This window comes from Bacillus sp. JK62 (assembly GCF_053663455.1).
On sequence record NZ_JBSJQA010000004.1, the window covers coordinates 151,807 to 176,627 of the forward strand.

Genomic DNA, 24,821 nt, shown 5'->3' on the forward strand with positions numbered 1-24,821 from the left:
TGCCGTTCCTCTGGTATATCCTCTTACACATATTCTTCTTTAAATAAAAAACACCCCGATCCAGGGTGTTTTTTTCATCGTGAAGCGGCAGGGAGGGTAATGGTGACCTCTGTCCCCTTATCGACTTCGCTTTGAATGTCAATCGAACCGCCGTACATCAGCATGATTCGTTTACATACGACAAGGCCGAGGCCGGTGCCTTTTTCCTTTGACGTTACAAACGGAAGAAAAATGTGTTCAAGCATATCTTCAGAAATGCCCATTCCGTTGTCGGCCACCTTAATGACTGCTTTATGGTCGCGGGCTTCTAAATAGATGGACAGCCGGCCGCCTTCCTGCATGGATTCCAGTGCGTTTTTTGCGACATTTAAAATCACCTGTTTAATATGGTCTTTCGTACAGTTGACCTTGAGCGGCCGATTGACGAGAATCTCCACATTCACTTCCACATTATACAGATTCCCTTCAGAATAAATAATCGGCATAATCTCATCAAGAATATCCTGCAGCGAGTTCACTTCCAACCGTTCAGCAGTAGGTTTACCGAGCACTAAAAACTCACTGACAATCTGATTGATCCGTTTAATCTCCTGCTCAATAATTGAGAAATACAGCTGATCTTCCTCCGATTTGTATTTTTTCTGCAAAAGCTGAATGAAGCCGCTGATCCCTGTAAGCGGGTTGCGGATTTCATGGGCGGTGCTGGCGGCAAGCGTTCCGATCAGCTCCAATTTCTGCGCTTCATTTTGAGCGCGCTCCAGCTGGGTCTTGCGCTTAAGCAGATAATATTGAACGAGGATGAACAGAATATTCAGCAGCACGGCAATACTGGACATCGGCAGCAGCACGCTTTTGGTCAGCTCGTTCAGCTCAACCGGTTTCGGATAAACATTGATATTCCAATTAATATCATCCAGATAGCCGCTGACCGGTTGCACCCCTTCTGATTGATCAGCCCGTCCGCTGGCAAATATCACTTTATTCTGATTGGTTGCCTTGACATAAACGTCAGGGCTCAGCATATTGATCATATTTCTCAAATAATCGACTTGAATGGCGGCTACTAAATAATCCGTGACTTCCCGTTTTGCGTCTAACACCGGCACGCAGATCGTGAAGATGCGCTGGCCTGTAATTCTGCTGGAGTAGTCATTTGTGATAACCGTTTTTTTCGTCTTTTTCGCCTTCGTAAAATACGGTCTGTCGGCCAAATTCACCTTTGATTTCAGATCAGTCGTGCTTGCGATGACATCACCTTTGGAATTCAGCATATACAGACCGCTGAATCTGGGTTCATCCTCAAAAGCCTGATCGAGAATATCAATGATCTTTTCTTCATTGACAGGCTTATCGACAGCGATCGCAAGTGTTGTCATCCGGGCTTTTGTTTCACCGATTAAATAATTGAGCTTATTGCGGTGAAGGTTGAGCATCATACTGGCTTCCTGTATGTGTTTATCGGCTATTTTCTGCTTTTCTTTTTCATAAATGAAAAAGCTGATAATAAGTGCCGGGATGATCACCAATATGAGATAAAGTTTGATCTTTCCCCGGGCACCTTTAAATGTATTCACTCTGCATCGCTCCAACATTACACTTGAATAGAGGTATTATATCATTTTTATACTTCTTTAATAAGAAAAAATAACCAAAATGATAGAAAAACAAATTATTTTATTAAGGCCAGACAAAAAGAAGAGAAATTTTGGAAACATTTTTGTTGACATTTTTCATTTTGTTTATTAATGTTTCTCTGTAACGGTTTCTTTTGTAAAAGGATGATTGAATGTATGACGGATAAAACAGAAAACTCATTGAAATTATTTATTGTACTGTCACGTGCGTACCGATCTATTAACGACCATATGAATAAACATATTCATAAGCACGGTCTGAACCCGACGGAATTTGCGGTGCTTGAGCTGCTGTACCACAAAGGCAACCAGCCGCTTCAGCAGATCGGCGACAAAATTTTATTAGCGAGCGGAAGTATTACATACGTTGTTGACAAATTAGAGAAAAAAGAACTTCTCATCAGAAAAGCCTCGCCGACTGACAGAAGAGTGACTTTCGCACAAATTTCCGAAAAGGGAATCCGTCTTTTGGACGATATTTTCCCTAATCATGCTGAAGAAATTAAAGAAATGATCAGTGTGCTGAGTGATGAAGAGATAGAAATGTGTACGGAAATGCTGAAAAGAGTGGGGTTAAACGCTAAACATTTTCATCAGAAATAAAAAAGGAAGCCGTTTGAAAGGCTTCCTTTTTTATTTTACTGATTTTGGTCAGTCGCGGCGTTTCTAGGCTGTATCAATACCTCGACGCGCCTGTTTTTGCTGCGCCCTTCAGCGGTTTTGTTCGACACGGCCGGTTTATACTCTCCGAAACCTTTGGCGCTGAATACTTTTGCGTCAAGTTTCGGGTTTTCCGTGAGAATAGCCATGAAGTTGACGGCCCGCATGACGCTTAAATGCCAGTTAGATTGATATTGTGAGTTTTTAATCGGCACATTGTCCGTATGTCCGCTGATGATAATGTTCCTCGGCGGATTCAGCACAAGGAGATTCGAGATTTCCTTGGCAAGCGGAATATCTTCCTGACGGATATCCGCCCGTCCGGAATCAAAAAAGATACTGTCTTTAATGGTAATTAAGAGCCCTTCTTTAGTCATCTTTGTTTCCAGCTGAGTTTCAAGCTTTTTGTTTTTTATAAATTGATTGACTTGCTTTTGCACGCCTTCAAGTTCTTCGCGGTCGGCTGCTTCTCTTTCTTTCTTTTTCTGTTCTTTATCTTTTTCCTTGTCTTTTTTTAACTGATCAATGCCGTCTTTTTCGTTTTCAGGAGGGGTGACGCTTGAATATTCAAGAACACCCGTGCCTCCGGTAAACACGGCGTTAAATGATTTAGACAGCATTTGGAATTTCGCCGCATCGACCGAGCTCATGGCGAACAATACAATGAACAGAGCCAAAAGAAGGGTGAGCAAATCCGCGTACGGGATCAGCCAAGACTCATCCACATGCTCGTCATCATGCTTCTTCTTCTTTTTTCTCGCCATTGTTTGCCTCTCCTTCTTGTTCAGCGACTTTTGCGCGTTCATTCGCAGGAAGATACATGAGAAGTTTTTGTTCGATCACTTTCGGGGCCTGTCCTTCAAGCACTGACAGAACGCCTTCGATCATGATTTCACGCAGTTTGACTTCCTGCTTTGATTTGCGTTTCAGTTTGTTGGCGAAGGGATGCCAAAGTACATACCCTGTGAAAATCCCGAGAAGGGTGGCGACAAACGCCGCACTGATGGCATGTCCGAGCGCCTCGGTATTGTTCATGTTGGAAAGAGCGGCGATAAGGCCGATGACCGCACCCAAAACGCCGAGTGTCGGCGCATATGTGCCGGCTTGTGTAAAGATGGCTGCGCCGGCCTGGTGTCTGTCTTCCATCGCTTCAACTTCCTCAGTCATAATATCTCTGATAAATTCTGCGCTTTGTCCGTCAACCGCCATGCTCAGGCCGTTTTTCAAAAATGCGTCATCCACGTCTTCAATGCTTGCTTCTAATGCGAGCAGACCTTCACGTCTGGCGATTTGCGCCCATTGAGAGAACATAGGAATTAATTGCGCAATTGTCAGCTGTTTGTTTTCTTTAAACAGCACTTTAAAAAGGGCAGGCACTTTTTTGATTTCTTTTCCGGGGAATGCGATGATCACCGCAGAAATCGTACCGAACAAAATAATCAGAATAGCTGCCGGGTTAGCGAGTGCGCTTAAGCTGACCCCTTTCAGCACCATGCCCACGCTTAAAGCAATCACGGCGAGGATGATACCGATAATCGATGTTTTATCCATAGTTTTCACCAAATCCTTTATACTAGCTTTCTATGGTTAATATCGGTGGCAGTGCATGGAACTTTAGGGTGATTGAGAAATTGTTCCCGAATTCTTCACAGTTTCTCCCTTCCGGCATGGAGAAAAAACAAAAAAGCGGCTCCCCGCGAGGAGGGAACCGCTTTTTTCTTATTGTGCCCGGACTTTGATGCCGTCCTCTTCCATTACGACATGGAAGGCATTGATTTCGTTGTCATCCAATAGAAGATCTGTCATTTCGTCCTCGATCAATTCTTGGATGGTTCTTCTGAGCGGGCGTGCTCCGAAAGCGGGGTGGTAGCCGATTTCAGCGATTTTTTCTTTCGCATCATCGGTGACGCTCAGGCTGATGCCGCGCTCTTTTAATGTGTCTTCAAGCTCTGTGAGAAGCAGGCTGACGATTTTCACGAGATGTTCTTTTTTCAGGGATTGGAATTCAATAATGCTGTCAAACCGGTTTAAAAACTCCGGTTTGAAGAACGCGCTCAGTGAATCAATCAGCGTTTGTTCTTCCATGACGCTCTCTTCAGATTGGAATCCGACTTTCACCTGTTTTTCGCCGGTTCCAGCGTTGCTAGTCATAATCAAAACGGTATCTTTGAAGCTGACCGTTCTGCCCTGGCTGTCTGTCAGACGGCCGTCCTCCATAATCTGCAGAAACATATGCTGGACATCAGGATGGGCTTTTTCAATCTCGTCGAGCAGCACGATGCTGTACGGATTGCGGCGCACTTTTTCCGTTAATTGACCGGCTTCATCGTGTCCGACATATCCCGGCGGTGAACCGATAATTTTTGATACGGCGTGTTTTTCCATGTATTCACTCATATCGAGACGGATAATGGAATCTTTTGTACCGAACAGTTCATCTGCGAGTGTCTTTGATAACTCGGTTTTTCCGACTCCGGTCGGTCCGACAAAGAGGAAGGAGCCGACAGGTCTGTTTTTGGATTTTAAGCCGGCGCGGCTTCGTCTGACCGCTTTCGCCACTTTTTTCACGGCTTTTTCCTGACCGATGACACGCTGATGAAGATGCTCTTCAAGTTCCTTCATTTTGACTTGTTCATCAGCCTGGAGTTTTCCGACCGGAATGCCTGTTTTCTGTTCAATGATGGCTTGAATATGCTCCGCGCCGATTTCAGGTGAAGAGGCCGGTGTTTCATGCGCCAGCTGCTTTTCCAAAGCCGCTTCTTCATCACGCAGTTTCGCGGCAAGCTCATAATTTTCTTCCCGAAGCGCTTTTGTTTTCTCCGCGTCAATTGCTTTGAGTCTCTCAGCCGCATCTTCTTCATTTACGGTATCAAGTTCCAGGTTCGCCTTAGAGCCGGCTTCATCTAATAAGTCGATCGCTTTATCCGGCAGGTGGCGGTCCTGAATGTAACGGGATGAAAGCGTAACACAGGCGTTTATCGCTTCATTGCTGAATGTGACGCCGTGGTATTTCTCGTATTTATCTTTAATGCCTTCCAGAATGCTGATGGCTTGTTCTATTGTAGGCTCGTGAACCATGACAGGCTGGAAGCGTCTTTCAAGCGCCGCATCTTTTTCAATCTGGCGGTACTCTTTCAGCGTTGTCGCCCCGATGACCTGCAGCTCGCCTCTGGCAAGGGCCGGTTTCAGGATGTTCCCGGCATCCATTGATCCCTCGGCAGAGCCGGCGCCTACGAGAAGGTGAATCTCATCAATGAACAAGATGACATTTTTCCGTTCTTTTAATTCGTTCATTAATTGTTTCATTCTTTCTTCAAACTGGCCTCTGATCCCTGTATTGGCGACGAGAGAAGCGACGTCAAGCAGGTAAAGCTCTTTGTTTTTCAATTTGTTCGGCACATCGCCTTCAGCGATTTTAAGCGCGAGGCCTTCTGCAATAGCCGTTTTACCGACGCCCGGTTCACCGATCAGCACCGGATTGTTTTTATTCCGGCGGTTCAAAATTTCAATTACGCGCGCCACTTCATTATCGCGGCCGATCACAGGGTCAATCAGACCTGCTTTTGCGCCGTTTGTGACGTTTTGAGCGAGCTCGTCGAGCAGGCCTTTTTCAGGGCCGGCCTGCTGTTTATTTTGATTGGGAGCGAAACCTTGCTCAAACGGGAATCCGAATGATTGCGGCCCCATGCTCATAGACGGTTTTCGGGTTAATTCTGTATAACATGTTTCACATAAAACGAATTGTTTTTGAATGGAATTGACTTGCATGTTCAGGCGAATCGTCGCCTCGTTTTTCTGACAATGTTGACAACGCATTTGCCAAAACCTCCTCGAAAAATGTTTGATCATCTTTGACCAAATGGGTTAGAAAATAAGGCCGAAACTTTGACCTTCTTTGATTATTAGTATACTCTGACCTTCTTTGACTTTCAAGTATTTTGTTTCAAACCCCGAAAAATAAATGTTTACAGCATGATAAGTGATATTCGTGAGGTTTGATTATTTTTGACCAATATAGTCGGAAAGGAAATGAAATGCTTTGACCTTTCTTGATGAAGAGTATACGCCGGCCCTTTTTTTCTTTCAATATTTTTGCTTAGAGGAGAGAGCTGAATCTGTTTTTTCCGGGGAAGGACGATTTGTTCGTCTTTTCGGGAGACTTGTCTCATAAGCATATATAAAGGCCTGGACAAATCTGCGTTTAGCCGGAGGGTGAAATGGGACAAACAAAAGGTTCTGCAAGTCAGCTTGCATTTGTATACGTAGGCACGGTTGTAGGAGCCGGTTTTGCCACGGGACGGGAAATCGTTGAGTTTTTTCTGAAGTTCGGCTGGATCGGTCTGTTCGGTATCGTGGTAAGCGGTCTGATGTTTACATATTTAGGCGCCAAAATCATGATTATTTCCAAACGGATTCATGCAGCATCTTATCAGGAATTGAACACATATTTATTCGGCCAGTCCATCGGCCGCGCCGTGAACATGTTTATGATGTTTATATTGCTGGGAGTGACCTCTGTCATGCTGTCCGGAGCTGGAGCGCTGTTTCATGAACAGCTTGGCTGGCCCGCACAAGCGGGGATCCTTCTGACGATCGTACTGAGCCTTGCCGTCATGACAAGCGGTGTTAAAGGTGTGTTCGGCGTCAATATATTGGTGGTGCCGCTTTTAATTTCTTTCTCTTTTATCGTGACAGCTGATTCATTTGTATTTACAAGCACGAGAAACGCGGACGAATGGGTATGGCCTGATAAGTGGAACTGGCTTTTGTCCGCCGTCTCTTACGGCGCGTTAAATTTATCGCTCGCCCAAGCCGTCCTTGTGCCGCTTGCGAACGAAATGTCTTCAGAGAAGGTGATCAGAAGGGGAGCTTATTTAGGCGGCGTTCTGTTGACACTGGTGCTTGCCGCGAGCTTCTTATCATTATCGGTGCTGCCGGATGTGCTGGAGTTTGACATTCCGATGGCTCAAGTTGTCTATTCGTATTCGCGTTCGCTTCATATCATTTATTTGTTTATTATTTTCGGGGAAGTGTTTACGTCGGTTATCGGCAATTTATACGGATTGGAAAAACAATTAAACAGTTTTCTTCATATAAAAAGTACATATATTTACGGCGGCATTTTGGCGTTTGCTTTCATTATCAGCCAAATCGGTTACGGTCAGCTGATTTCCACCGTTTATCCAGTGTTTGGGTATGTGAGCCTCGCTTTCATCGGCGCATTGATTTGCAAAAAAATCCCGAAAGAAAAATAAGGATATAAGGAAAATGTCTGTATTTTTTGGGAATTCCCCTTCTTTTTCCCTGCCATTTCTGTATAATAAATTGGGAAATGATGGGGAGGAGTAAGAGATGAAGGATCGACGTGTATTATTGGGATTTATTTTTATTTGTATCGGCATTGCGTTTTTTTTACAGAAGGCGGGAGTTATACATATATCCGCAGGTTCGGCGTGGCCGTTTCTTTTCATTATAATGTCCGCAGGATTTCACGCCGGATTTATTTTTGCGAAAAAAACGCCTGAACAGGCGGGACTGCTCGTTCCCGGCGGTATGTTTCTTGTGCTGGGCTGCCTGTTTTGTTTTGAGACCGCAACGGGATGGACGTATTCAGGCGTGACGTGGCCTGTTTATATATGGGCGCCTGCTCTCGGTCTGTTTGAGCTGTGGTATTTCGGCGGGAGAAAGATCGGCGTATTGATTCCTGCTTTCATCCTGACAGCCGCGGGAGCACTATGCTTTGCCGGAATGCTGATGACGGGGCTGTGGCCGCTTTTGATCATCGCAGCCGGGCTTTTGTTTCACGCCGCTGCCTTTATGCAGCCGAAAAAAAGATCGGGCCTTCTTATTCCGGGCGGCATTTTGCTTGTGACGGGCGGCTTGTTATGGTTTGAAACGCTGACGGATTGGACATACGCAAATGTGACATCGCCTGTCTACCTCTTTGCCGTTGCGTTCGGCCTGTTTGAAGCCTGGCTGTTCGGCAGAAGGCAAAGAGGGCTTTTGACTGCTGCGGCGGTTCTGTGCGCCGCGGGCATTTTCGGCATATTCACCAATGCAAATGAAGTCATCAGCGAACGCGGCTGGCCCGTTCTCATTCTTTTGCTGGGCGCCGCTTTTCACATTCCGATTTTCGGCCCGAAACCTGTCAAAAACGCGGGGCTTCTCGTACCGGGCGGCATCTTATTGATTACGGGGTTCTTGTTTGTCTTTGAAACGGCAACCAATTGGTCCTACTCCGATGTGACATGGCCTGTTTACCTGTTGGCAACGGCATTCGGTTTATTTGAGCTGTGGCTGTTCGGCGGGAAACAGAAGGCGCTGCTCATCCCGGTTGCGGTGCTGACCTTGACAGCACTTTGCTTTATGATGACGTATCAGCCGATTATTCCGGTTTCTGTTTTCTGGCCTGCTTTATTTGTTCTGATCGGGATTGCGCTGATGGTATTTCCGGGGAAAAAACGCGGGGCTTAAATCCGCTTTTGCAGCCTGACACAGGTTTCAGGCTGTTTTTTTATTGTCACGGGAAACAATATTATGGTATGATAGCAAAAGTGAAAAAAGAAGAAAATCCGTATTGATGCGGGAGAGGTTCTAGCTACACCCTCTATAAAAAACTAAGGACGAGCTGTATCCTTGGATACGGTTTTTTTATGTTTTTTAGGGCGCCTTCTCCGAAAAAGGCGCTTTTTTTATGGAATGATAGATAAGGGAGAGAAAGACATGAAAAAAGAAAAAGCAGTTGTGGTGTTCAGCGGAGGCCAAGACAGCACGACTTGTTTATTATGGGCTTTGCAAAACTTTGAAGAAGTGGAAACCGTTACATTCCATTATAATCAGCGTCACCAAGAAGAAATCGATGTGGCAAAATCGATTGCCGAAAAGCTCGGTGTCAAAAATCACTTGCTTGATATGTCTCTTTTAAATCAGCTTGCGCCGAATGCGCTGACAAGAGATGATATCGAAATTGAAGCGAAGGACGGGGAATTGCCGACAACCTTTGTACCGGGACGCAACCTTGTATTTTTATCCTTTGCATCGATTCTTGCATATCAAATCGGCGCGCGCCACATTATTACCGGTGTTTGCGAGACTGATTTCAGCGGCTACCCGGACTGCCGTGACGAGTTTGTCAAATCCTGCAATGTCACCGTCAACTTGGCGATGGAAAAGCCGTTCGTCATTCATACGCCCCTTATGTGGCTGAACAAAGCAGAAACGTGGAAACTTGCGGATGAGCTCGGCGCGCTTGATTTTGTAAAGAATAACACACTGACTTGCTATAACGGCATCATTGCGGACGGATGCGGCGAATGCCCGGCATGCCTGCTCCGTAATAAAGGATATGATGAATATATGAAAATGAAAGGAGAGCGGAACTAATTGCTTTCTCAAATTTACCCGCAGGTTCAGCATCCTTATTCGTTTGAGTTGAATAAGGACATGCACATTTCAGCCGCGCACTTTATTCCCCGCGAAAGCGCCGGAGCGTGCAGCAGAGTCCACGGGCACACGTATACAGTAAATATTACAGTTGCGGGGGATGAACTGGACGATTCAGGCTTTCTCGTGAATTTCAGCGTGCTGAAGAAATTGGTGCACGGCGCTTATGACCATACATTGCTGAATGACCATGAGGAATTTTCTGATGATGACAGATATTCACTGCCGACGACCGAGGTCGTGGCCAAAACGATTTATGATAAGGTGCAGTCCTACCTCGAAACACTGGAGAATCAGCCGGTCTGCGTGCAGGTTTTTGTCAGGGAAACCCCGACAAGCTATTGCGTATACCGCCCGAAAAAAGGTGATAGGAATGGCTAAAGGAATTCCGGTATTAGAAATTTTCGGACCGACGATACAAGGGGAGGGCATGGTTATCGGCCAGAAAACCATGTTCGTCCGCACGGCGGGCTGCGACTACTCCTGCAGCTGGTGCGACTCCGCTTTTACATGGGACGGCTCAGCCAAAAAAGATATCCGCTGGATGACGGCGGAAGACATTTACCGCGAGCTGAGAGAAATCGGCGGAGACGCCTTTTCCCATGTCACCATCTCAGGAGGAAACCCGGCGCTGTTAAAGCAGCTTGATGCGCTGATTCTGCTGCTGAAAGAGCACGGGGTGCGCGCCGCTTTAGAAACGCAGGGAACGGTCTATCAGGATTGGTTCACAATGATTAACGATCTGACGATTTCACCGAAGCCGCCAAGTTCGGGGATGACAACCGATTTTGCAAAGCTCGATCACATTGTGTCTTCGCTTGATGCGGCAGAAAGGCTTAACGCGGTCAGCTTAAAGGTCGTCATTTTTAATGATGAAGATCTGCAATTCGCGAAAACCGTGCACAAGCGGTATCCGAATATTCCGTTTTACCTTCAGGTCGGAAACGATAACGTCCATACGACGGACGACCGGGCATTGATCGCACATCTGCTCGGAAAATACGAAACACTTGTTGATAAGGTTTCTGCCGATTCGGATCTGAATCTCGTCAGAGTCCTGCCTCAGCTGCATACATTGCTTTGGGGCAATAAACGGGGAGTTTAATAGAAAGGGAGATTTATATGACAAGAAAAGAATCAGAATTAGAAGGAGTTACGCTCCTGGGGAATCAAGGGACAAACTATTTATTTGAATATGCGCCGGAGGTTTTGGAATCATTTCCGAATAAACACGTGAACCGTGATTATTTCGTTAAATTCAACTGCCCGGAATTTACGTCGCTTTGCCCGAAAACGGGACAGCCGGATTTTGCAACCATCTACATCAGCTATATTCCGGACGAAAAAATGGTGGAAAGCAAATCGCTGAAGCTGTATCTTTTCAGCTTCCGCAACCACGGAGATTTCCACGAGGACTGCATGAACATCATCATGAATGATTTGATCGAATTAATGGACCCCCGCTACATTGAAGTATGGGGCAAATTCACGCCAAGAGGCGGAATCTCCATTGACCCGTATACAAACTACGGCAGACCGGGAACAAAATATGAAAAAATGGCCGAACATCGGATGATGAATCATGATATGTATCCGGAGACGATTGACAACCGTTAATTTCAGACGGAGTACGGACTCGGAATATAACCTAAATACCCCCGGTTGCGGTCCGAAGTGTGAAACGGAGTGAGGTCACGATAAAACCCGAACATTTAGCGTCAGTTTTAGACGGAAATGTGAGCGAGTCACAGCGAAGTGTGACCCGACTGTGACCCGAAGAAGCCATAGTGTGACCACGATCCCTGTCTTTCTAGGCGGGGATTTTTCAATACGTTCTATTTATTCAGCGTCCTCAATTTCGAATAGCTCATCGACTTCTACGTCGAGCGCTTTCGCAATCGAAAAAACGTGCCAGTCTTCGTGGCGACTATTCTTATCGAAGCGCGATATCGAACCTTGTGGCACACCAGATGCTTCCGAAAGTCTTACCTGCGTCCACCCTTTCGCCTTCATAACGGCGTTTAGGCGCGGCGCTGCATTTAGTTTCATTTTGACCACCTCTGCGACCATTATAAGTCTTTTTAAAAGAGCAAGTATAGTCTATTCAGTTTATTTCTAAGGTTGCTTACGCTCAGGTATAAAAATATATAAAATGCTATTCACCTAAATGGTGAAAACGAAAGCAATTGCAATAAGAGCAGTTGCTTTTTTTAGCCGGGCAGCATTTCTGTAATAAATAAAATTTAATTTACGGAAGAAACATGGCAGTTAGCACAACAGAAAATTATAAAAAAGATATAATAGTTCTAAATAACATCAACTTGGAGGGAAAAAATGAAGTTAGAAATACGATTAGCAAGTGCAGAAGAATATCAGATTGTGCATAAAATTATGTTAGAGGCATTTGAAGAATATAGATTTCTTGAAGTTCCCTCTAGTGCATTAAATGAACCGTTAGATCATCTATTAAATGCAATGAAACAAGGATTAGAAAAAGCATTGTTGTGCTTTGTAGATGGGGAACCAGTTGCTTCTTCTAGAATCACATTAAAAGATACCTCGATATATTTTTCAAGATTATCCGTTACATCACACGCAAGAGGAAAAGGGATAGCGAAAGCAATATTATTATGGATTGAGAATTATGCTATTGAAAATAAAAAAAGAAAATAGAATGCCGTGTTCGTGCATCATTACCAAAAAATATAAGCTTGTACGAAAGAATGGGTTACATAGTTTATAAAGAAGAAACGGTTACCAACCCTAATGGTTATGAAGTTAAAACAGTAGTAATGGAAAAACCTATACTTTAGAAACTAGGTGAACTTCTTGTAACAAATGAACTGCAAATTGGATAGTTTGTGAAGTAATACACTTAACAATCGGGTGCATTTGCATATTATATATGTCTAATATGTATGACCCCTTATTTTAAATGTAGTCTTGATAACAGCAGGACGATGTGATAACTGCGACTATATGCTATTCAAAAGTTCGGTGAAGAAATGGGAAGTTTCCTCGGGAGTGCCGGCGGTCTCGGAATATAACCTAAATACCCCCGCCTTTTAAGCGGGGGTATTTTTCGTCTGTGCCACGCAGCCAAAAAGGTGCATGATATTCGCACAGAACTTCTATAAGGAAAAGAGAGATCATTTGGAGAAAAGAAAAAGACGAGTAAACCCGGGGGGAGTGTACTCGCCGCTTCAATACGTGACGGGTGCTGGATGGCAGCTCGTCTGTTTCATTATAAAATAGGGAACGTATGTTTGTAAAGGCCTGAGCTGTTTTTTCTTATTCGGAGCGGATCAATTGTAAAGGAATGGCCAGCATGGTAGCATGTCCTGTAAAAAGAAGGAGTGTTCGTTATGGAGCCGTTAGAGTTAAACGGTGTAAGGCTGAAAATGTATGATTGTAAAGAAAGTGCGGGTAAAAACGGCCGTATGATTTCATTCGTATTGAAGGTGACCTCTGAAACGTATCATGATATTGCCGTCCTTTTGTACGAAAAAACATTTGACATCAAGGCGCCCGAGCGTGGGCTTGAATTCCGCGGTAAAATAACCAACTACTATACATCCGTCACAAATCTTTACAATAAAGATGAGACCGGTGATTTTTTTGTGGAAATGACTGAGATCTGAATTCATTTGAAAAAGCTGCCGGGCGGCAGCTTTTGTGCGGGATATGTAAATGGTTCGGATTGTTCGGGGGGTTTAATAGGAGTCTCTGATGATTTTATAATTCTTATGGTTGACGACAGTGAGGGAATCTAATTCAAGGTCACGATAATTATCCATGATGGTTACATCAACGATGACGGAGTTTTCATTTACTTTTTCAACAATACCGGTTAATCCGTTTTTAAATTCAATGACGTTTCCAACCTTAGCAATTTTCACGAGCTTCCTCTCCTTTATCATAAATCCTGTTTGAAAATATTTTGCAGTATTTTCTTTAAGAAGTAAAGCGATATGGGTATCAGCCCGCTCAATCATTGTCCCGGCGGGGGAAAGATGGTATATTGTTTTTCGGGAAAAAGCCGAGAAAAGGAGGCTGTATTCGTTGCTGCCTGAGGAAATTTCAGAACGTATCAACCAAATGCGCACCGGTGAAATCAAAGAATTCAGGGTGCAGAAAGAACATTTTCTTGCATTTCGAGCGGTTTTGTCGAAGCAGGAAGATTTTAAGCATTTCCGCGGTATTGCCCAGCAGGGCGGAGATGTTATCTTCCAGTATTTAGAACAGCCAAGAAGCTGACGGCTCCTCGCCCTTGAGGAGTCTTTTTTTGGTTTCAGTTTCTCATTTCATCTGGCTGTAACAGATGTAAACAAAATGTAAAATCCCTCCGATGGATACTTTTACTGCTATTTGGTTAATGTTGTGAAAATGACGGCTGTTTTCCTGCCAATAACAAGGCTGTTAACAAACTTCTTCCATCATAAAAGCTGATTGGGAGCACTGGAAAATCTTTAAACGTGAATTTGCGCACAGCTCTTGTTAAGGTAGTGAAGTATTTAAGGAGGAAATCGTATGACGACAAAATTTGCTGCCTTGGCTGTCTTTTTTCTATGTTTTATGCCTGCATCAAAAATTGAACATACAGAAGCTCTGTTTACTTTTGCGAAGAAGCCAAAGCAAGAACCCAGCACCCTGGTTGCTGATTTAAATAAAAAAAGCCCGGTTCCGAAGCTTTCAAAAACGGATCATAAGCATTCTATCCAACCGATAAAGCTTTCATCTCACCAAGAGATGAAAGCAAAACCGGAAGAGACGGCTTATCAGCCGCCGAAAAAAACGTATTCCCGCGCTGACAGACAACTCCTGTCACGTCTCGTTCACGCAGAAGCGAAAGGTGAATCTTATAAAGGGAAGGTTGCCGTAGCCAGCGTAGTGCTGAACCGCACTGAAAAAAACGGTTTCCCGGATACTATTCGGGGCGTGATCTATCAAAGGAATGCATTTGAACCGGTAGCAAACGGAAGCATTAATCAAAAGCCGGATAAGGATTCCATCGCCGCTGCAAATGAGGCGCTTGACCATCCGGGCAGAGAAACGAACGCGTTGTTTTTCTACAATCCGAAAACGGCATCTGATCACTGGATCCGTTCCCGAAAAATTATCGAACGGATCGGCAGACACGTATTTGCGATGTAAGCATAGCGGGATCAAAAATATCCCCGCTATGCTTTTTTCAATTTTGAGAAATCGAAAATATTTTCAGAACTTGTCTCATATGATGATGGAAGAACGAGAGACAAGGAGAGACACCATGAATCGATTTGTGAAAGGGATCATTCTTTTATCCATCGCCGCCTTTTTCGCGGAATGTCTGGAATTTGTCGTGAATATGATACTGGCGCGGGAGCTTGGCGAGCATGGGATGGGGCTTTACATGAGCATTCTGCCCACCATCTTTTTAATTATCGTGATCGCCAGTCTGGAGCTTCCGATCTCTATTTCAAAATTCATCGCGGAATCCAATCAGAAGCTGCATGAAAGCATGCTCCGGCATGCCTTCAGAATGACCGCCGTTTTTACCGCGTTTTCAACCGCGGCCGCAAGCGTCGCGCTGCCGTTCATTCCTGTATTCGATACGTATCACCCCTTTATTAAAGGGATTGTCATCGGGCTGATTCCAGTCGTCGCTTTTACATCCATCGCCAGAGGTTATTTTATGGGTGTGCAGCAAATGGGAAAAATCGCGGTTGCGAATGTCTTGAAAAAAATCATTCAAGTGCTTTGTCTGTTTATCTTTTTTCAATGGTACTCTTTTGAAATTGATATGGCCGTGCTCATTTCGTTATTTGTGCTGGTCGCAAGCGATGTTGTGGTGTTCGTTTACTTGTATACGCAGTTTATTTTGGCGCGGAGGGCGCTTTCCGGCCATCAGCACATTCATCTTCGCGGGAAAGACGTGCGGAAACGCCTCCTGGCCGTATCCATCCCGACAACGGGACTTCGTATATTTCATGCGGTGACAAACGCAGTTGAACCCTTCTTGGTTAAAGGAGCGCTGCTGGCGTCCGGGGCAGCCGGGACAGCCGCGATTGATCAATACGGCATGCTTGCCGGTGTAGCGATGACAATCGGTTCGTTTCCCGCATTTATCGCCCATTCGCTGATGGTCGTCATGATTCCCAGCATTTCAGAAGCATATGCGCTGTCCCAATATGATATTGTGCTGAAACGGCTGAGACAAGCGATTTTTATTACATTCGGCTACGGCATTCCGGCGGTCTGGGTCATGTTTCAGTTCGCGGGCCCGCTGACCCATTTGTTTTTTCAGTCTCCGGAAGCGCAGTATTATTTGCAGCTTTTGTGGCCGTTTTTTCTTTTTCATCTGTTTGTGATGCCGCTTCAAGCCTGTCTGATCGGCATCGGCCACGTGAAAACGGCGTTTTATCATAACGTATGGAGCAGCATTGTAGGGCTTTCGATGATGTATGTGCTCGGTTCTATGCCGGAATTGCAAATGCTCGGCATTATACTCGGTATGAATACCGGCATGATTCTTCTGACAAGTTTACATTACGCGACGATCTGCAAAGACCTCGGTGTCTCCGTGTTTTTGACGGGCGGCGGAAGAACAGCGCCCCGGATCGAAAGCTGAAAAGGCTGATACATTTCAATAAGGAAGGGCAAGCTATCCGAAACGCGTGAAAGGAAGATCATATGCATAAAACCCGCCTAATTGTATGTGCAGTCCTTTTGATAGCTGCCGCCGTCTGGATGCCTGAAGCAAAAGCCTCATCAGAAAAACAGGCAGTTCCCGCCGTGTTTCTGATGAAGACGATTGAAGGAGACGAAATATCGATTCCGAATAAAGGGCAGAAAACGATTTTACATTTTTGGACATCGTGGTGTCCTCCGTGCAAAAAAGAACTGCCGCAATTCCAAACCTATTTTGAACAGCATCAGTCTGATGATGTAAGCCTTGTAACGGTAAATTTGATGAATGCCGAGCGAAATAAAAATACCGTTCAAAACTTTGTCACTCAGCACCATCTCACATTCCCGATTGTTCTTGACACGAAAGGCGAACTTATGAAGGAATACGATGTCATGACGATTCCCACGTCATTTCTGCTGAATGAAAAAGGAGAAATCGAAAAAAAGATCGTCGGTCCGATGACCGCCTCACAATTAAAAGAATGGTCAGAGAATTAAAAAGGCGCGGGAGGAATTCCTCCCGCACCTTTTTTTGCATATAATGAACAGCTGAAGAAACGCTAATGATAATTATTATCAAAAAGAAATTAAAACAATTATAATTGAAATCTTCCGCCGGCATGCTATAATAAAGAAAACACTGCGATAACACTGTGAAAATGCTGCCTGTCAGGCGGCTGTTTTACTTTTATCGGGGAATTGAAGATGATTTGCGTTCTCAATTAGAGAGGAGAATTCATAATGAATGAACAAGTGATGACACAAACCCATTCACAACAGCAGATACAAGAAGAGCGGGCCGGAAAAAAGTGGCTCCAGCATGCAGAACTCATTGCGGCGCTCGTATCCGGCGTCCTTATTCTTGCGGCCTGGTTTTTTACCGAAACAAAAGGCCTGTCCGTCACTTTGTATATCCTTGCCTTCCTGATCGGGGGATTTGCAAAAGCGAAAGAGGGAATTGAGGATACCATTGAGACGAAGGCGTTAAATGTGGAACTGCTGATGATTTTTGCGGCTGTCGGCTCCGCCCTGATCGGTTATTGGGCGGAAGGCGCTGTTCTTATCTTTATTTTTTCGTTAAGCGGCGCGCTCGAAACATATACGATGAATAAAAGCAGCCGTGATTTAACATCTTTAATGAAACTGGAACCGGAGGAAGCGACCCTGCTTGCGGACGGACGGGAAAAGCGGGTGCCGGCTGCTGAACTTAAGATCGGTGACATGATCGTCATTAAGCCGGGCGAACGCGTAGCGGCAGACGGGATCATTGAGTCTGGCGTGACGAGCCTCGATGAATCGGCGCTGACGGGTGAAGCGATGCCGGCGGAAAAAACAGCAGGAGATTCTGTGTTTACAGGAACGGTAAACGGAAACGGCTCCTTAACGGTCCGTGTGACGAAAACAAATGAACAGTCTTTATTCAGAAAAATCATCCGGCTGGTGGAATCAGCCCAAAACAGCGTGTCACCGGCTCAGGCATTTATTGAGCGATTCGAAAGTGTCTATGTCAAAGGCGTGCTGTTAGCCGTGGCTGTGCTTTTATTCGTTCCTCATTTCGCTTTAGGCTGGAGCTGGAGTGAAACCTTTTACCGGGCGATGGTGTTTATGGTGGTCGCCTCCCCGTGCGCGCTTGTCGCTTCTATTATGCCCGCTGCGCTTTCCCTTATCTCAAATGGGGCCCGCAACGGATTATTGGTTAAAGGAAGTGTGTTTTTAGAGCAGCTGGGAAGCGTACGGATGATCGCATTTGACAAAACCGGCACGGTCACAAAGGGACAGCCGGCAGTCGCGGCATTTCAAGCAGCGGAACATGTGAGTGAAGATGAGATCATGCAGGCGGTGTATGCGATAGAAAAGCAATCAAGCCACCCGCTTGCAAAAGCGATAGCTGAATTTGCCGAAAGCCGGGGCGCCGCGCCCGCAGGCCATCTATCGATTGACGAGACGTCGGGATTCGGCGTTCAGGCTGAAATAGAAGGCGTCAAATGGATGGTCGGAAAAGCGGGATTTGCAGGTGAACATGCGGCAGATGCTTTTTTGCAGACATCGGGAAAAGAATTAAAGGATAAAGGCTTTACACTGGTCTTTGTTAAAAAAGATGACCGGATTGCAGGCTGCTTCGCCTTAAAGGATCAAATCCGCCCTGAAGCCAAAGCCGTGATGGCTGAGCTTGAATCACTGGGCATTCAAACAGCCATGCTCACCGGCGATCAGTCTGAAACTGCGGCTGCCATCGCGAAAGAGGCGGGCATGACGACGGTTGTTGCCGATTGTCTGCCGGACCAAAAGGCAAAAGAAGTGAAGAAGCTGAAAGAAACGTACGGCACAATCGCCATGGTCGGAGACGGCATTAATGACGCGCCCGCTCTGAAAACCGCTGACGTCGGTATTGCGATGGGCGGGGGAACGGACGTGGCTCTAGAAACGGCTGACTTAGTCCTTATGAAAAATGATCTTCACAAGCTTGTGAAAATGTGCAGACTCTCAAGGAAAATGAACCGGATTATTAAGCAGAATATTGTTTTCTCGCTCTCGGTCATCTGCCTTTTGATCTGCGCCAACTTTCTGCAGGTGATGGAACTGCCGTTTGGCGTAATCGGGCATGAGGGGAGCACGATTCTGGTCATACTGAACGGACTGAGATTATTAAAATAAACATGACAGCCGCACATCGGGCGGCTGTTTTTTTAAATGTTCGTTCACAGCATAAACGCCGGAAAACTGATAGAATGAATAAAGAGTCACTTTGGTAAGGAGGAAAAGCAAAAAATGAACAGATTAGAACGTGTTTCATCTTGGCTGAAAAAAGAAGGACATGATGCGGCGTTTATACATACAAAGGAAAACGTATTTTATTTAACTGATTTTTACACGGACCCGCATGAGCGGTTAATGGGATTGTTCCTGTTTCAGGAACAGGAGCCGTTTTTCGTTTGTCCGGGAATGGAAGCCGGACAAGCCCGAAGCGCCGGATGGGAGCATGGTATTATCGGCTACGGCGATCACGAAGATCCGTGGGAGCTGATCAAAGCCGAGCTCACAAAACGAAATGTGCGGCTTGATTCCATCGCGGTTGAAAAGGATTCGATCTCTCTTTCCCGCTCAGAACAGCTCAAACAAGCTTCTGGGGGTGCGGCATTTGTTTCGGCGGAAGAAACGCTCAACCAATTCCGCCTCGTAAAAGATGAGAAGGAAATCAGCATTCTCAGGGAAGCGGCAAAACTCGCGGATTACGGAGTTGAAGTCGGTGTCGCGGCGCTTAAAGAGGGTGTGAGTGAAACCGAAGTACTCGCACAGATTGAGTTTGAGCTGAAGAAAAAAGGTGTGCAGGGCATGTCATTTTCAACGATGGTGCTGTTCGGGGAAAAATCAGGCCAGCCCCATGGGAATCCGGGTGCAGACCGGTTGAAAAAAGGCGATTTTGTTCTGTTTGATCTGGGCGTTATTCTTGACGGCTACTGTTCAGACATTACGAGAACATTCTCATACCAATCAATCAGCCCGAAACAGGAAGAGATTTACGAAACGGTGCTTAAAGCTGAACAGGCGGCGCTTCAATTAAGCAAACCCGGCGTCAGAATCGGCGATCTTGATTTAAAAGCCCGCGGCATTATTGAAAAAGCCGGATACGGAGACTATTTCCCGCACCGCCTCGGCCACGGACTCGGGATTTCGGTTCACGAATATCCATCAATGAGCAGCGCGAACGACACACTCCTCAAAGAAGGCATGGTGTACACGATAGAACCGGGGATTTACGTACCGGATGTCGGCGGCGTGCGCATAGAAGACGATGTGTTTGTCACAAAAGACGGCGCCGAAGCATTAACGCAGTATCCAAAAGAATTGACGATTCTGAAATAGAAAGCTTTGTGATAAAAAAGGACGGTTCTGGAACGCAGCGTCCTTTTTTATCACCTTTTAAATGAAAAAATCATCAAAATGCTGAAATGGTTTGATGTCATGCTTTTCATTCAGGGGCCGCAGGGCAAGGTAACTGCCGCCGAGTATGGCCAGACACAAACCGATTAAGCAAAGAATCCCCATCGCTGTTCTTCTCCTTTCAAACGAATAGGATGTATCTGTTTCTAGCTTACTGTATGAAACGCATTCCAGATCAAGGGAAAAAAAGAAAGGGGACGCCATGGCTACGATCAGAGACATTGCCGGCGCTGCCGGGGTTTCCGTTACAACGGTATCAAGAGTTTTAAATGATCATCCTTATGTAAGTAAGGACAAAAGAAAAAGAGTGAAAAAAGCGATGCAATCGCTCGGATACACGCGCAACATTCATGCTGTGCATTTATCCAAAGGTTTTTCCGATATGATCGGCGTTGTGCTTCCGTCGGTGAACCTTCCGTATTTTGCAGACCTTGTTGCAGGTATTGCCGAGGCTGCCGAAGCGTCAGGCGTGCATCTTTGTTTATACCAGACAGATTATGAGCAGCAAAAAGAACGTTTTGCCTTATCACAATTACAGGAGCGCCAAGTGGACGGCCTGATTATCTGCTCCAAAGCAATTCCTGATGAGCATCTGCTTGCCGTGAAAGAACCGCTCATCCTCTGCCAGTACACTGATGCGGCAGGGCTTTCATCCATCAGTAATCCGCATCGGGAAGCATTTCGGCACGGTCTGGATTATCTGATAGAAAAGGGACACCGGAAAATAGCGATCTGCCTGGCCAGAAAAAAGGGAAAAAACAGTCAAGTCCGCATCGCCGCATACAAAGAGGCGCTGAAGAAGATCGGGCAGCCTTACAGGGAAGAGCTGGTTGTGGAAAAGGTGCTGACGCTGCTTGACGGGAAAGCCCTTTTTCATAGATGGAAGAGCTGGGATGACAAACCGACTGCGCTGTTTGCGGCGAATGATCAAGTATCCGCGGGTCTTTACCTTGAAGCCAAGGCAAACGGGACGCGCATCCCGGAAGAGCTTGCGATTTTGAGCATCGACAATCATGATATCAGCAAGATGTTAGGTATTTCCACAATAGATATACAAACGAAAGAAATGGGAAAGCAGGCTTTTCACATGCTTGAGGACCGGATCAGCGGCGGGCCTCCGGCAAGGAAAGTTCTTGATTACCGCCTTATTGAACGATCAACCGTCTAAAAAAAGAATTGACGCGCTTTCCGTTCGTTTTGTACGATATGAGGTATTGAATGACAAAGGAGCTGAGGATCATGAAGGGGTCCTTTACAGTTGAAAAGGTATTAAATAACAATGTGCTCATCGCAACACATGATAGATACAGTGAGGTCGTCTTAATCGGAAAAGGGATCGGCTTTGGAAAAAAACAAGCGGATGTCATTGAAGATAAAGGGTATGACAAGATGTTCATCTTAAAGGATGAAAAAGAACAAAAACAATTTAAAAAGCTCCTCGGTTATGTGGACGAGACACTTGTCGACATCTCCAATGACGTCATTTATCATATCAAGAAGCGGACAAGCCAACCGTTAAATGAGCATATTCATATTGCGCTGACTGACCATATCGCCTTTGCGGTAAAGCGGCTGCAGCAGGGGTTTGACATTAAAAACCCGTTTCTCATGGAAACCGAAACGCTTTATCCGGAAGAATTCCAAATTGCCCGTGAAGTCGTCGGCATGATTAATGAAAAGACGGGAATCTGCCTTCCGGAAGGAGAGATCGGCTTTATCGCTCTGCATATCCATTCCGCCCTGACGAATCGGCCCCTTTCAGAGGTCAATCAGCATTCACAGCTGATGTCCCGCCTCGTTCAGGTGATTGAGGAATCTTTCCAGATGAAAGTGAATAAAGAAAGCGTCCACTATTTGCGGCTGATCCGGCATATCAGATTTACCATAGACAGGATTAATCGGGAAGAGCAGACAAAAGAACCAGAAAAGTTAATGTTATTATTGAAAAATGAATACCCGCTATGCTACAATACTGCTTGGAAACTGATAAAAATCTTGCAGCAAATACTGAAAAAACCAGTTCATGAGGCGGAAGCGGTTTATCTCACGCTTCATTTGTACCGATTAACCAATAAAATTTCATAATTTCAGTTGAAACCTTAAAAACGTGTCACTGATTCGATCAGGCATGAGTGATTGAGGGTAAAAAACGGGAAGAACGATCCCGTTATTTTGCACACCCTTTTTACTCATGCCTTTTTTGTTGTGTAAAAGGGCAAATGTAAACGGTTAAACTGAAGACTTGCGCCAGTGAATTCGTTGTCATGAATTTTCGCTGTAAGGTCACACTAGCTAACAGAGGAGGTACATCTTTTATGTTTAAAGCATTATTCGGCGTTCTCCAGAAAATCGGCCGTGCTCTTATGCTTCCGGTTGCGATTTTACCGGCTGCGGGGATCTTGCTTGCGTTAGGGAATGCCATGCAGAACAAAGATATGATTCAAGTCATGCATTTCTTAAGCAATGATAACGTTCAGCTTGTGGCGAACGTCATGGAAAGCGCCGGCCAAATCGTATTTGACAACCTGCCGCTTCTTTTTGCAGTAGGGGTTGCGATCGGTCTTGCCAACGGAGACGGTGTTGCCGGAATCGCGGCCATTATCGGATACCTGGTCATGAACGTATCCATGAGCGCCGTGCTTATGGCGAACGGCAGTATTCCGTCTGACAAAATTGAACGGGCAAAGTTTTTTGCGGAAAACCATCCGGCCTATATTAACATGCTGGGGATACCCACTTTGGCGACGGGCGTGTTCGGCGGTATTATCGTCGGGGTTCTGGCCGCGTTATTGTTCAACAAGTTTTATAAAATTGAACTTCCGCAGTACCTCGGATTCTTTGCGGGTAAGCGGTTCGTCCCGATTATCACATCAATTTCCGCATTAATTCTCGGACTTATTATGTTAGTGATCTGGCCTCCGATCCAGCACGGTCTGAATTCCTTCTCCACGGGTCTTGTGGAAGCGAATCCAACCTTGGCGGCCTTTATTTTCGGGATGATTGAGCGGTCATTGATTCCGTTCGGTCTTCATCACATTTTCTACTCGCCGTTCTGGTATGAATTTTTCAGCTATAAAGATGCCGCAGGAGACATCATCCGCGGAGATCAGCGGATTTTCATGGCTCAGATCAAAGACGGCGTACAGCTGACGGCGGGAACATTTATGACGGGGAAATATCCGTTTATGATGTTCGGTCTTCCGGCGGCGGCGCTTGCAATCTATCATGAAGCGAAGCCTGAAAAGAAAAAACTTGTAGCCGGAATCATGGGTTCTGCCGCTCTGACAAGTTTCTTAACGGGAATTACCGAGCCGCTTGAATTCTCATTCTTATTTGTGGCTCCTATCCTGTTTGCGATTCACTGCGTATTCGCGGGACTTTCCTTTATGGTTATGCAGCTTCTGCATGTAAAAATCGGTATGACGTTCTCAGGCGGTCTGATTGACTACTTCCTGTTCGGAATTCTCCCTAACCGGACGGCTTGGTGGCTTGTCATTCCGGTCGGCTTAGGACTAGCACTCATTTACTACTTCGGTTTCCGGTTTGCGATCAGAAAGTTCAATCTGAAAACGCCGGGCCGTGAAGAAGAGACTGCGGATGAAGGTGCGGGCGCCTCAGGCGAAGCCGGCGACCTTCCTTATGAAATCCTGCAGGCAATGGGTGACCAGGAAAACATTAAGCACCTTGACGCTTGTATCACGAGACTCCGCGTTACGGTCAACGACCAGAAGAAAGTGGATAAGACTCGTTTGAAACAGCTTGGCGCCTCAGGCGTTCTTGAAGTCGGAAACAACATTCAGGCCATTTTCGGCCCGCGTTCTGACGGTTTAAAAACACAGATGCAGGATATTATCGCCGGACGCACGCCGCGCCCTGAACCGAAAGTATCCGCACAAGAAGAAGTCAGCCAGCAGGTTGAGGAGGTTATCGCAGATCCGCTCCGAAACGAGCAGGGTGAAGAAGTGTTCGCTTCTCCGATCACCGGCGAAATCCATCCGATTACCGATGTGCCTGACCAGGTGTTCTCAGGAAAAATGATGGGTGACGGTTTTGCGATTCTTCCTGAAGAAGGAATCGTCGTATCGCCTGTCCGCGGAAAAGTGCTGAATGTTTTCCCGACAAAACATGCGATCGGTCTTCAGTCTGACGGCGGAAGAGAGATCCTGATTCATTTCGGAATCGACACAGTCAGTCTGAAAGGCGAAGGATTCACTTCTTTTGTTTCTGAGGGTGACCGGGTTGAACCGGGGCAAAAGCTGCTTGAAGTTGATCTTGAAGCGGTTAAACCTCATGTTCCTTCATTAATGACACCGATTGTCTTTACAAATCTTGCCGAGGGTGAAGCGATTTCCCTTTCGGCCGAAGGTACCGTAAAACGGGAACAAAAAGATATTGTGAAAATCGGAAAATAAGCATATAAATACGCCGTGCTTGTCAGATGACAAGTACGGCTGTATGATATAATATTGTGTA

The 24,821-nt window shown here is 45.7% G+C and carries 25 protein-coding genes, 1 pseudogene and 1 riboswitch; of the genes and pseudogenes, 19 read left to right on the top strand and 7 right to left on the bottom strand.

Translation table 11 applies throughout. The features are described from left to right. Window positions 1-74 precede the first annotated feature (74 nt). On the bottom strand, window positions 75-1,592 hold the full coding sequence (locus tag ACWJJ4_RS11960; RefSeq protein WP_050556563.1) for an ATP-binding protein: 1,518 nt from the start codon (window positions 1,590-1,592) through the stop codon (window positions 75-77). A gap of 198 nt (window positions 1,593-1,790) precedes the next feature. On the opposite strand from ACWJJ4_RS11960, the gene ACWJJ4_RS11965 reads away from it, so the two are divergent. Further along, complete coding sequence (locus ACWJJ4_RS11965) at window positions 1,791-2,237, top strand: MarR family winged helix-turn-helix transcriptional regulator (RefSeq protein WP_077722130.1); 447 nt, start codon at window positions 1,791-1,793, stop codon at window positions 2,235-2,237. Between the two features lie 35 nt (window positions 2,238-2,272). Here ACWJJ4_RS11965 and motB read toward each other — a convergent pair whose 3' ends face one another. The 3 genes from motB to clpE form a co-directional block, all read right to left on the bottom strand. Beyond that, window positions 2,273-3,058 carry a flagellar motor protein MotB gene (gene motB, locus ACWJJ4_RS11970; protein WP_069473375.1) on the bottom strand — a complete coding sequence of 262 codons (786 nt, stop codon included), beginning with the start codon at window positions 3,056-3,058 and terminating at the stop codon, window positions 2,273-2,275. After that, a complete protein-coding gene (gene motA, locus ACWJJ4_RS11975; protein ID WP_003154684.1) occupies window positions 3,030-3,845 on the bottom strand; it encodes a flagellar motor stator protein MotA in 816 nt (271 codons plus the stop codon). The genes motB and motA overlap by 29 nt, the downstream gene beginning before the upstream one ends. A 168-nt stretch (window positions 3,846-4,013) precedes the next feature. After that, a complete protein-coding gene (clpE, locus tag ACWJJ4_RS11980) occupies window positions 4,014-6,110 on the bottom strand; it encodes an ATP-dependent protease ATP-binding subunit ClpE (RefSeq protein ID WP_454021665.1) in 2,097 nt (698 codons plus the stop codon). A 401-nt stretch (window positions 6,111-6,511) separates the two neighbouring features. Between clpE and ACWJJ4_RS11985 the strand changes: the two genes are divergently transcribed. From ACWJJ4_RS11985 to queF, 6 genes are all read left to right on the top strand, one after another. Beyond that, a complete protein-coding gene (locus ACWJJ4_RS11985; protein WP_454021666.1) occupies window positions 6,512-7,549 on the top strand; it encodes a YkvI family membrane protein in 1,038 nt (345 codons plus the stop codon). Between the two features lie 97 nt (window positions 7,550-7,646). Further along, complete coding sequence (locus tag ACWJJ4_RS11990) at window positions 7,647-8,768, top strand: hypothetical protein (RefSeq protein WP_077722133.1); 1,122 nt, start codon at window positions 7,647-7,649, stop codon at window positions 8,766-8,768. 108 nt (window positions 8,769-8,876) lie between these two features. After that, a riboswitch (PreQ1 riboswitch) is annotated at window positions 8,877-8,921 on the top strand. 96 nt (window positions 8,922-9,017) lie between these two features. Continuing rightward, window positions 9,018-9,677, top strand: coding sequence for a 7-cyano-7-deazaguanine synthase QueC (gene queC, locus ACWJJ4_RS11995; protein WP_003154679.1), 660 nt, complete (start codon window positions 9,018-9,020; stop codon window positions 9,675-9,677). Continuing rightward, a complete protein-coding gene (gene queD, locus ACWJJ4_RS12000; RefSeq protein ID WP_003154678.1) occupies window positions 9,678-10,118 on the top strand; it encodes a 6-carboxytetrahydropterin synthase QueD in 441 nt (146 codons plus the stop codon). Then, window positions 10,111-10,842: a 7-carboxy-7-deazaguanine synthase QueE gene (gene queE, locus ACWJJ4_RS12005; protein ID WP_003154676.1), complete on the top strand. Its 732-nt coding sequence runs from the start codon at window positions 10,111-10,113 to the stop codon at window positions 10,840-10,842. Before queD ends, queE begins: the two co-directional genes overlap by 8 nt. Before the next feature lie 17 nt (window positions 10,843-10,859). Continuing rightward, window positions 10,860-11,354, top strand: a complete 495-nt coding sequence (gene queF, locus ACWJJ4_RS12010; protein ID WP_003154673.1) for a preQ(1) synthase — start codon at window positions 10,860-10,862, stop codon at window positions 11,352-11,354. Window positions 11,355-11,576: 222 nt separating this feature from the next. On the opposite strand, the gene ACWJJ4_RS12015 is transcribed toward queF, so the two are convergent. After that, window positions 11,577-11,786 carry a helix-turn-helix domain-containing protein gene (locus ACWJJ4_RS12015; protein WP_101562959.1) on the bottom strand — a complete coding sequence of 70 codons (210 nt, stop codon included), beginning with the start codon at window positions 11,784-11,786 and terminating at the stop codon, window positions 11,577-11,579. Between the two features lie 285 nt (window positions 11,787-12,071). Between ACWJJ4_RS12015 and ACWJJ4_RS12020 the strand changes: the two genes are divergently transcribed. From ACWJJ4_RS12020 to ACWJJ4_RS12030, 3 genes and pseudogenes are all read left to right on the top strand, one after another. Then, a complete protein-coding gene (locus tag ACWJJ4_RS12020; protein ID WP_454021667.1) occupies window positions 12,072-12,410 on the top strand; it encodes a GNAT family N-acetyltransferase in 339 nt (112 codons plus the stop codon). Between the two features lie 282 nt (window positions 12,411-12,692). Then, a pseudogene (locus ACWJJ4_RS12025) lies at window positions 12,693-12,789 on the top strand (hypothetical protein); the annotation flags it as partial. Between the two features lie 313 nt (window positions 12,790-13,102). Next, window positions 13,103-13,378, top strand: a complete 276-nt coding sequence (locus ACWJJ4_RS12030; protein ID WP_014304904.1) for a DUF3219 family protein — start codon at window positions 13,103-13,105, stop codon at window positions 13,376-13,378. 72 nt (window positions 13,379-13,450) lie between these two features. Here ACWJJ4_RS12030 and ACWJJ4_RS12035 read toward each other — a convergent pair whose 3' ends face one another. Beyond that, window positions 13,451-13,636 carry a YkvS family protein gene (locus ACWJJ4_RS12035; protein WP_003154669.1) on the bottom strand — a complete coding sequence of 62 codons (186 nt, stop codon included), beginning with the start codon at window positions 13,634-13,636 and terminating at the stop codon, window positions 13,451-13,453. Between the two features lie 163 nt (window positions 13,637-13,799). On the opposite strand from ACWJJ4_RS12035, the gene ACWJJ4_RS12040 reads away from it, so the two are divergent. From ACWJJ4_RS12040 to ACWJJ4_RS12065, 6 genes are all read left to right on the top strand, one after another. Continuing rightward, window positions 13,800-13,994 (top strand): hypothetical protein, encoded by a 195-nt coding sequence (locus ACWJJ4_RS12040; RefSeq protein ID WP_014304905.1) that lies wholly within the window; start codon window positions 13,800-13,802, stop codon window positions 13,992-13,994. Window positions 13,995-14,267: 273 nt separating this feature from the next. Further along, on the top strand, window positions 14,268-14,891 hold the full coding sequence (locus ACWJJ4_RS12045; protein WP_070081729.1) for a cell wall hydrolase: 624 nt from the start codon (window positions 14,268-14,270) through the stop codon (window positions 14,889-14,891). A 115-nt stretch (window positions 14,892-15,006) separates the two neighbouring features. Then, window positions 15,007-16,347: a polysaccharide biosynthesis protein gene (locus ACWJJ4_RS12050; protein ID WP_039251635.1), complete on the top strand. Its 1,341-nt coding sequence runs from the start codon at window positions 15,007-15,009 to the stop codon at window positions 16,345-16,347. 62 nt (window positions 16,348-16,409) lie between these two features. Next, window positions 16,410-16,904 carry an endospore biogenesis thiol-disulfide oxidoreductase StoA gene (stoA, locus tag ACWJJ4_RS12055; protein ID WP_039251632.1) on the top strand — a complete coding sequence of 165 codons (495 nt, stop codon included), beginning with the start codon at window positions 16,410-16,412 and terminating at the stop codon, window positions 16,902-16,904. Window positions 16,905-17,147: 243 nt separating this feature from the next. Next, window positions 17,148-19,061, top strand: coding sequence for a heavy metal translocating P-type ATPase (locus tag ACWJJ4_RS12060; RefSeq protein WP_102421853.1), 1,914 nt, complete (start codon window positions 17,148-17,150; stop codon window positions 19,059-19,061). A 114-nt stretch (window positions 19,062-19,175) separates the two neighbouring features. Continuing rightward, a complete protein-coding gene (locus ACWJJ4_RS12065; RefSeq protein ID WP_182068813.1) occupies window positions 19,176-20,270 on the top strand; it encodes a M24 family metallopeptidase in 1,095 nt (364 codons plus the stop codon). Between the two features lie 57 nt (window positions 20,271-20,327). Here ACWJJ4_RS12065 and ACWJJ4_RS12070 read toward each other — a convergent pair whose 3' ends face one another. Continuing rightward, entirely contained in the window at window positions 20,328-20,453 is a 126-nt protein-coding gene (locus ACWJJ4_RS12070; protein ID WP_003154659.1) for a hypothetical protein, read from the bottom strand. Between the two features lie 97 nt (window positions 20,454-20,550). Between ACWJJ4_RS12070 and ACWJJ4_RS12075 the strand changes: the two genes are divergently transcribed. From ACWJJ4_RS12075 to ptsG, 3 genes are all read left to right on the top strand, one after another. Beyond that, complete coding sequence (locus ACWJJ4_RS12075; RefSeq protein ID WP_182068814.1) at window positions 20,551-21,516, top strand: LacI family DNA-binding transcriptional regulator; 966 nt, start codon at window positions 20,551-20,553, stop codon at window positions 21,514-21,516. A gap of 50 nt (window positions 21,517-21,566) precedes the next feature. Beyond that, entirely contained in the window at window positions 21,567-22,433 is an 867-nt protein-coding gene (gene glcT / locus ACWJJ4_RS12080) for a glucose PTS transporter transcription antiterminator GlcT (protein WP_012117426.1), read from the top strand. Window positions 22,434-22,663: 230 nt separating this feature from the next. Then, window positions 22,664-24,760 carry a glucose-specific PTS transporter subunit IIBC gene (ptsG, locus tag ACWJJ4_RS12085; protein ID WP_101562965.1) on the top strand — a complete coding sequence of 699 codons (2,097 nt, stop codon included), beginning with the start codon at window positions 22,664-22,666 and terminating at the stop codon, window positions 24,758-24,760. The last annotated feature ends 61 nt before the right edge of the window (window positions 24,761-24,821 follow it).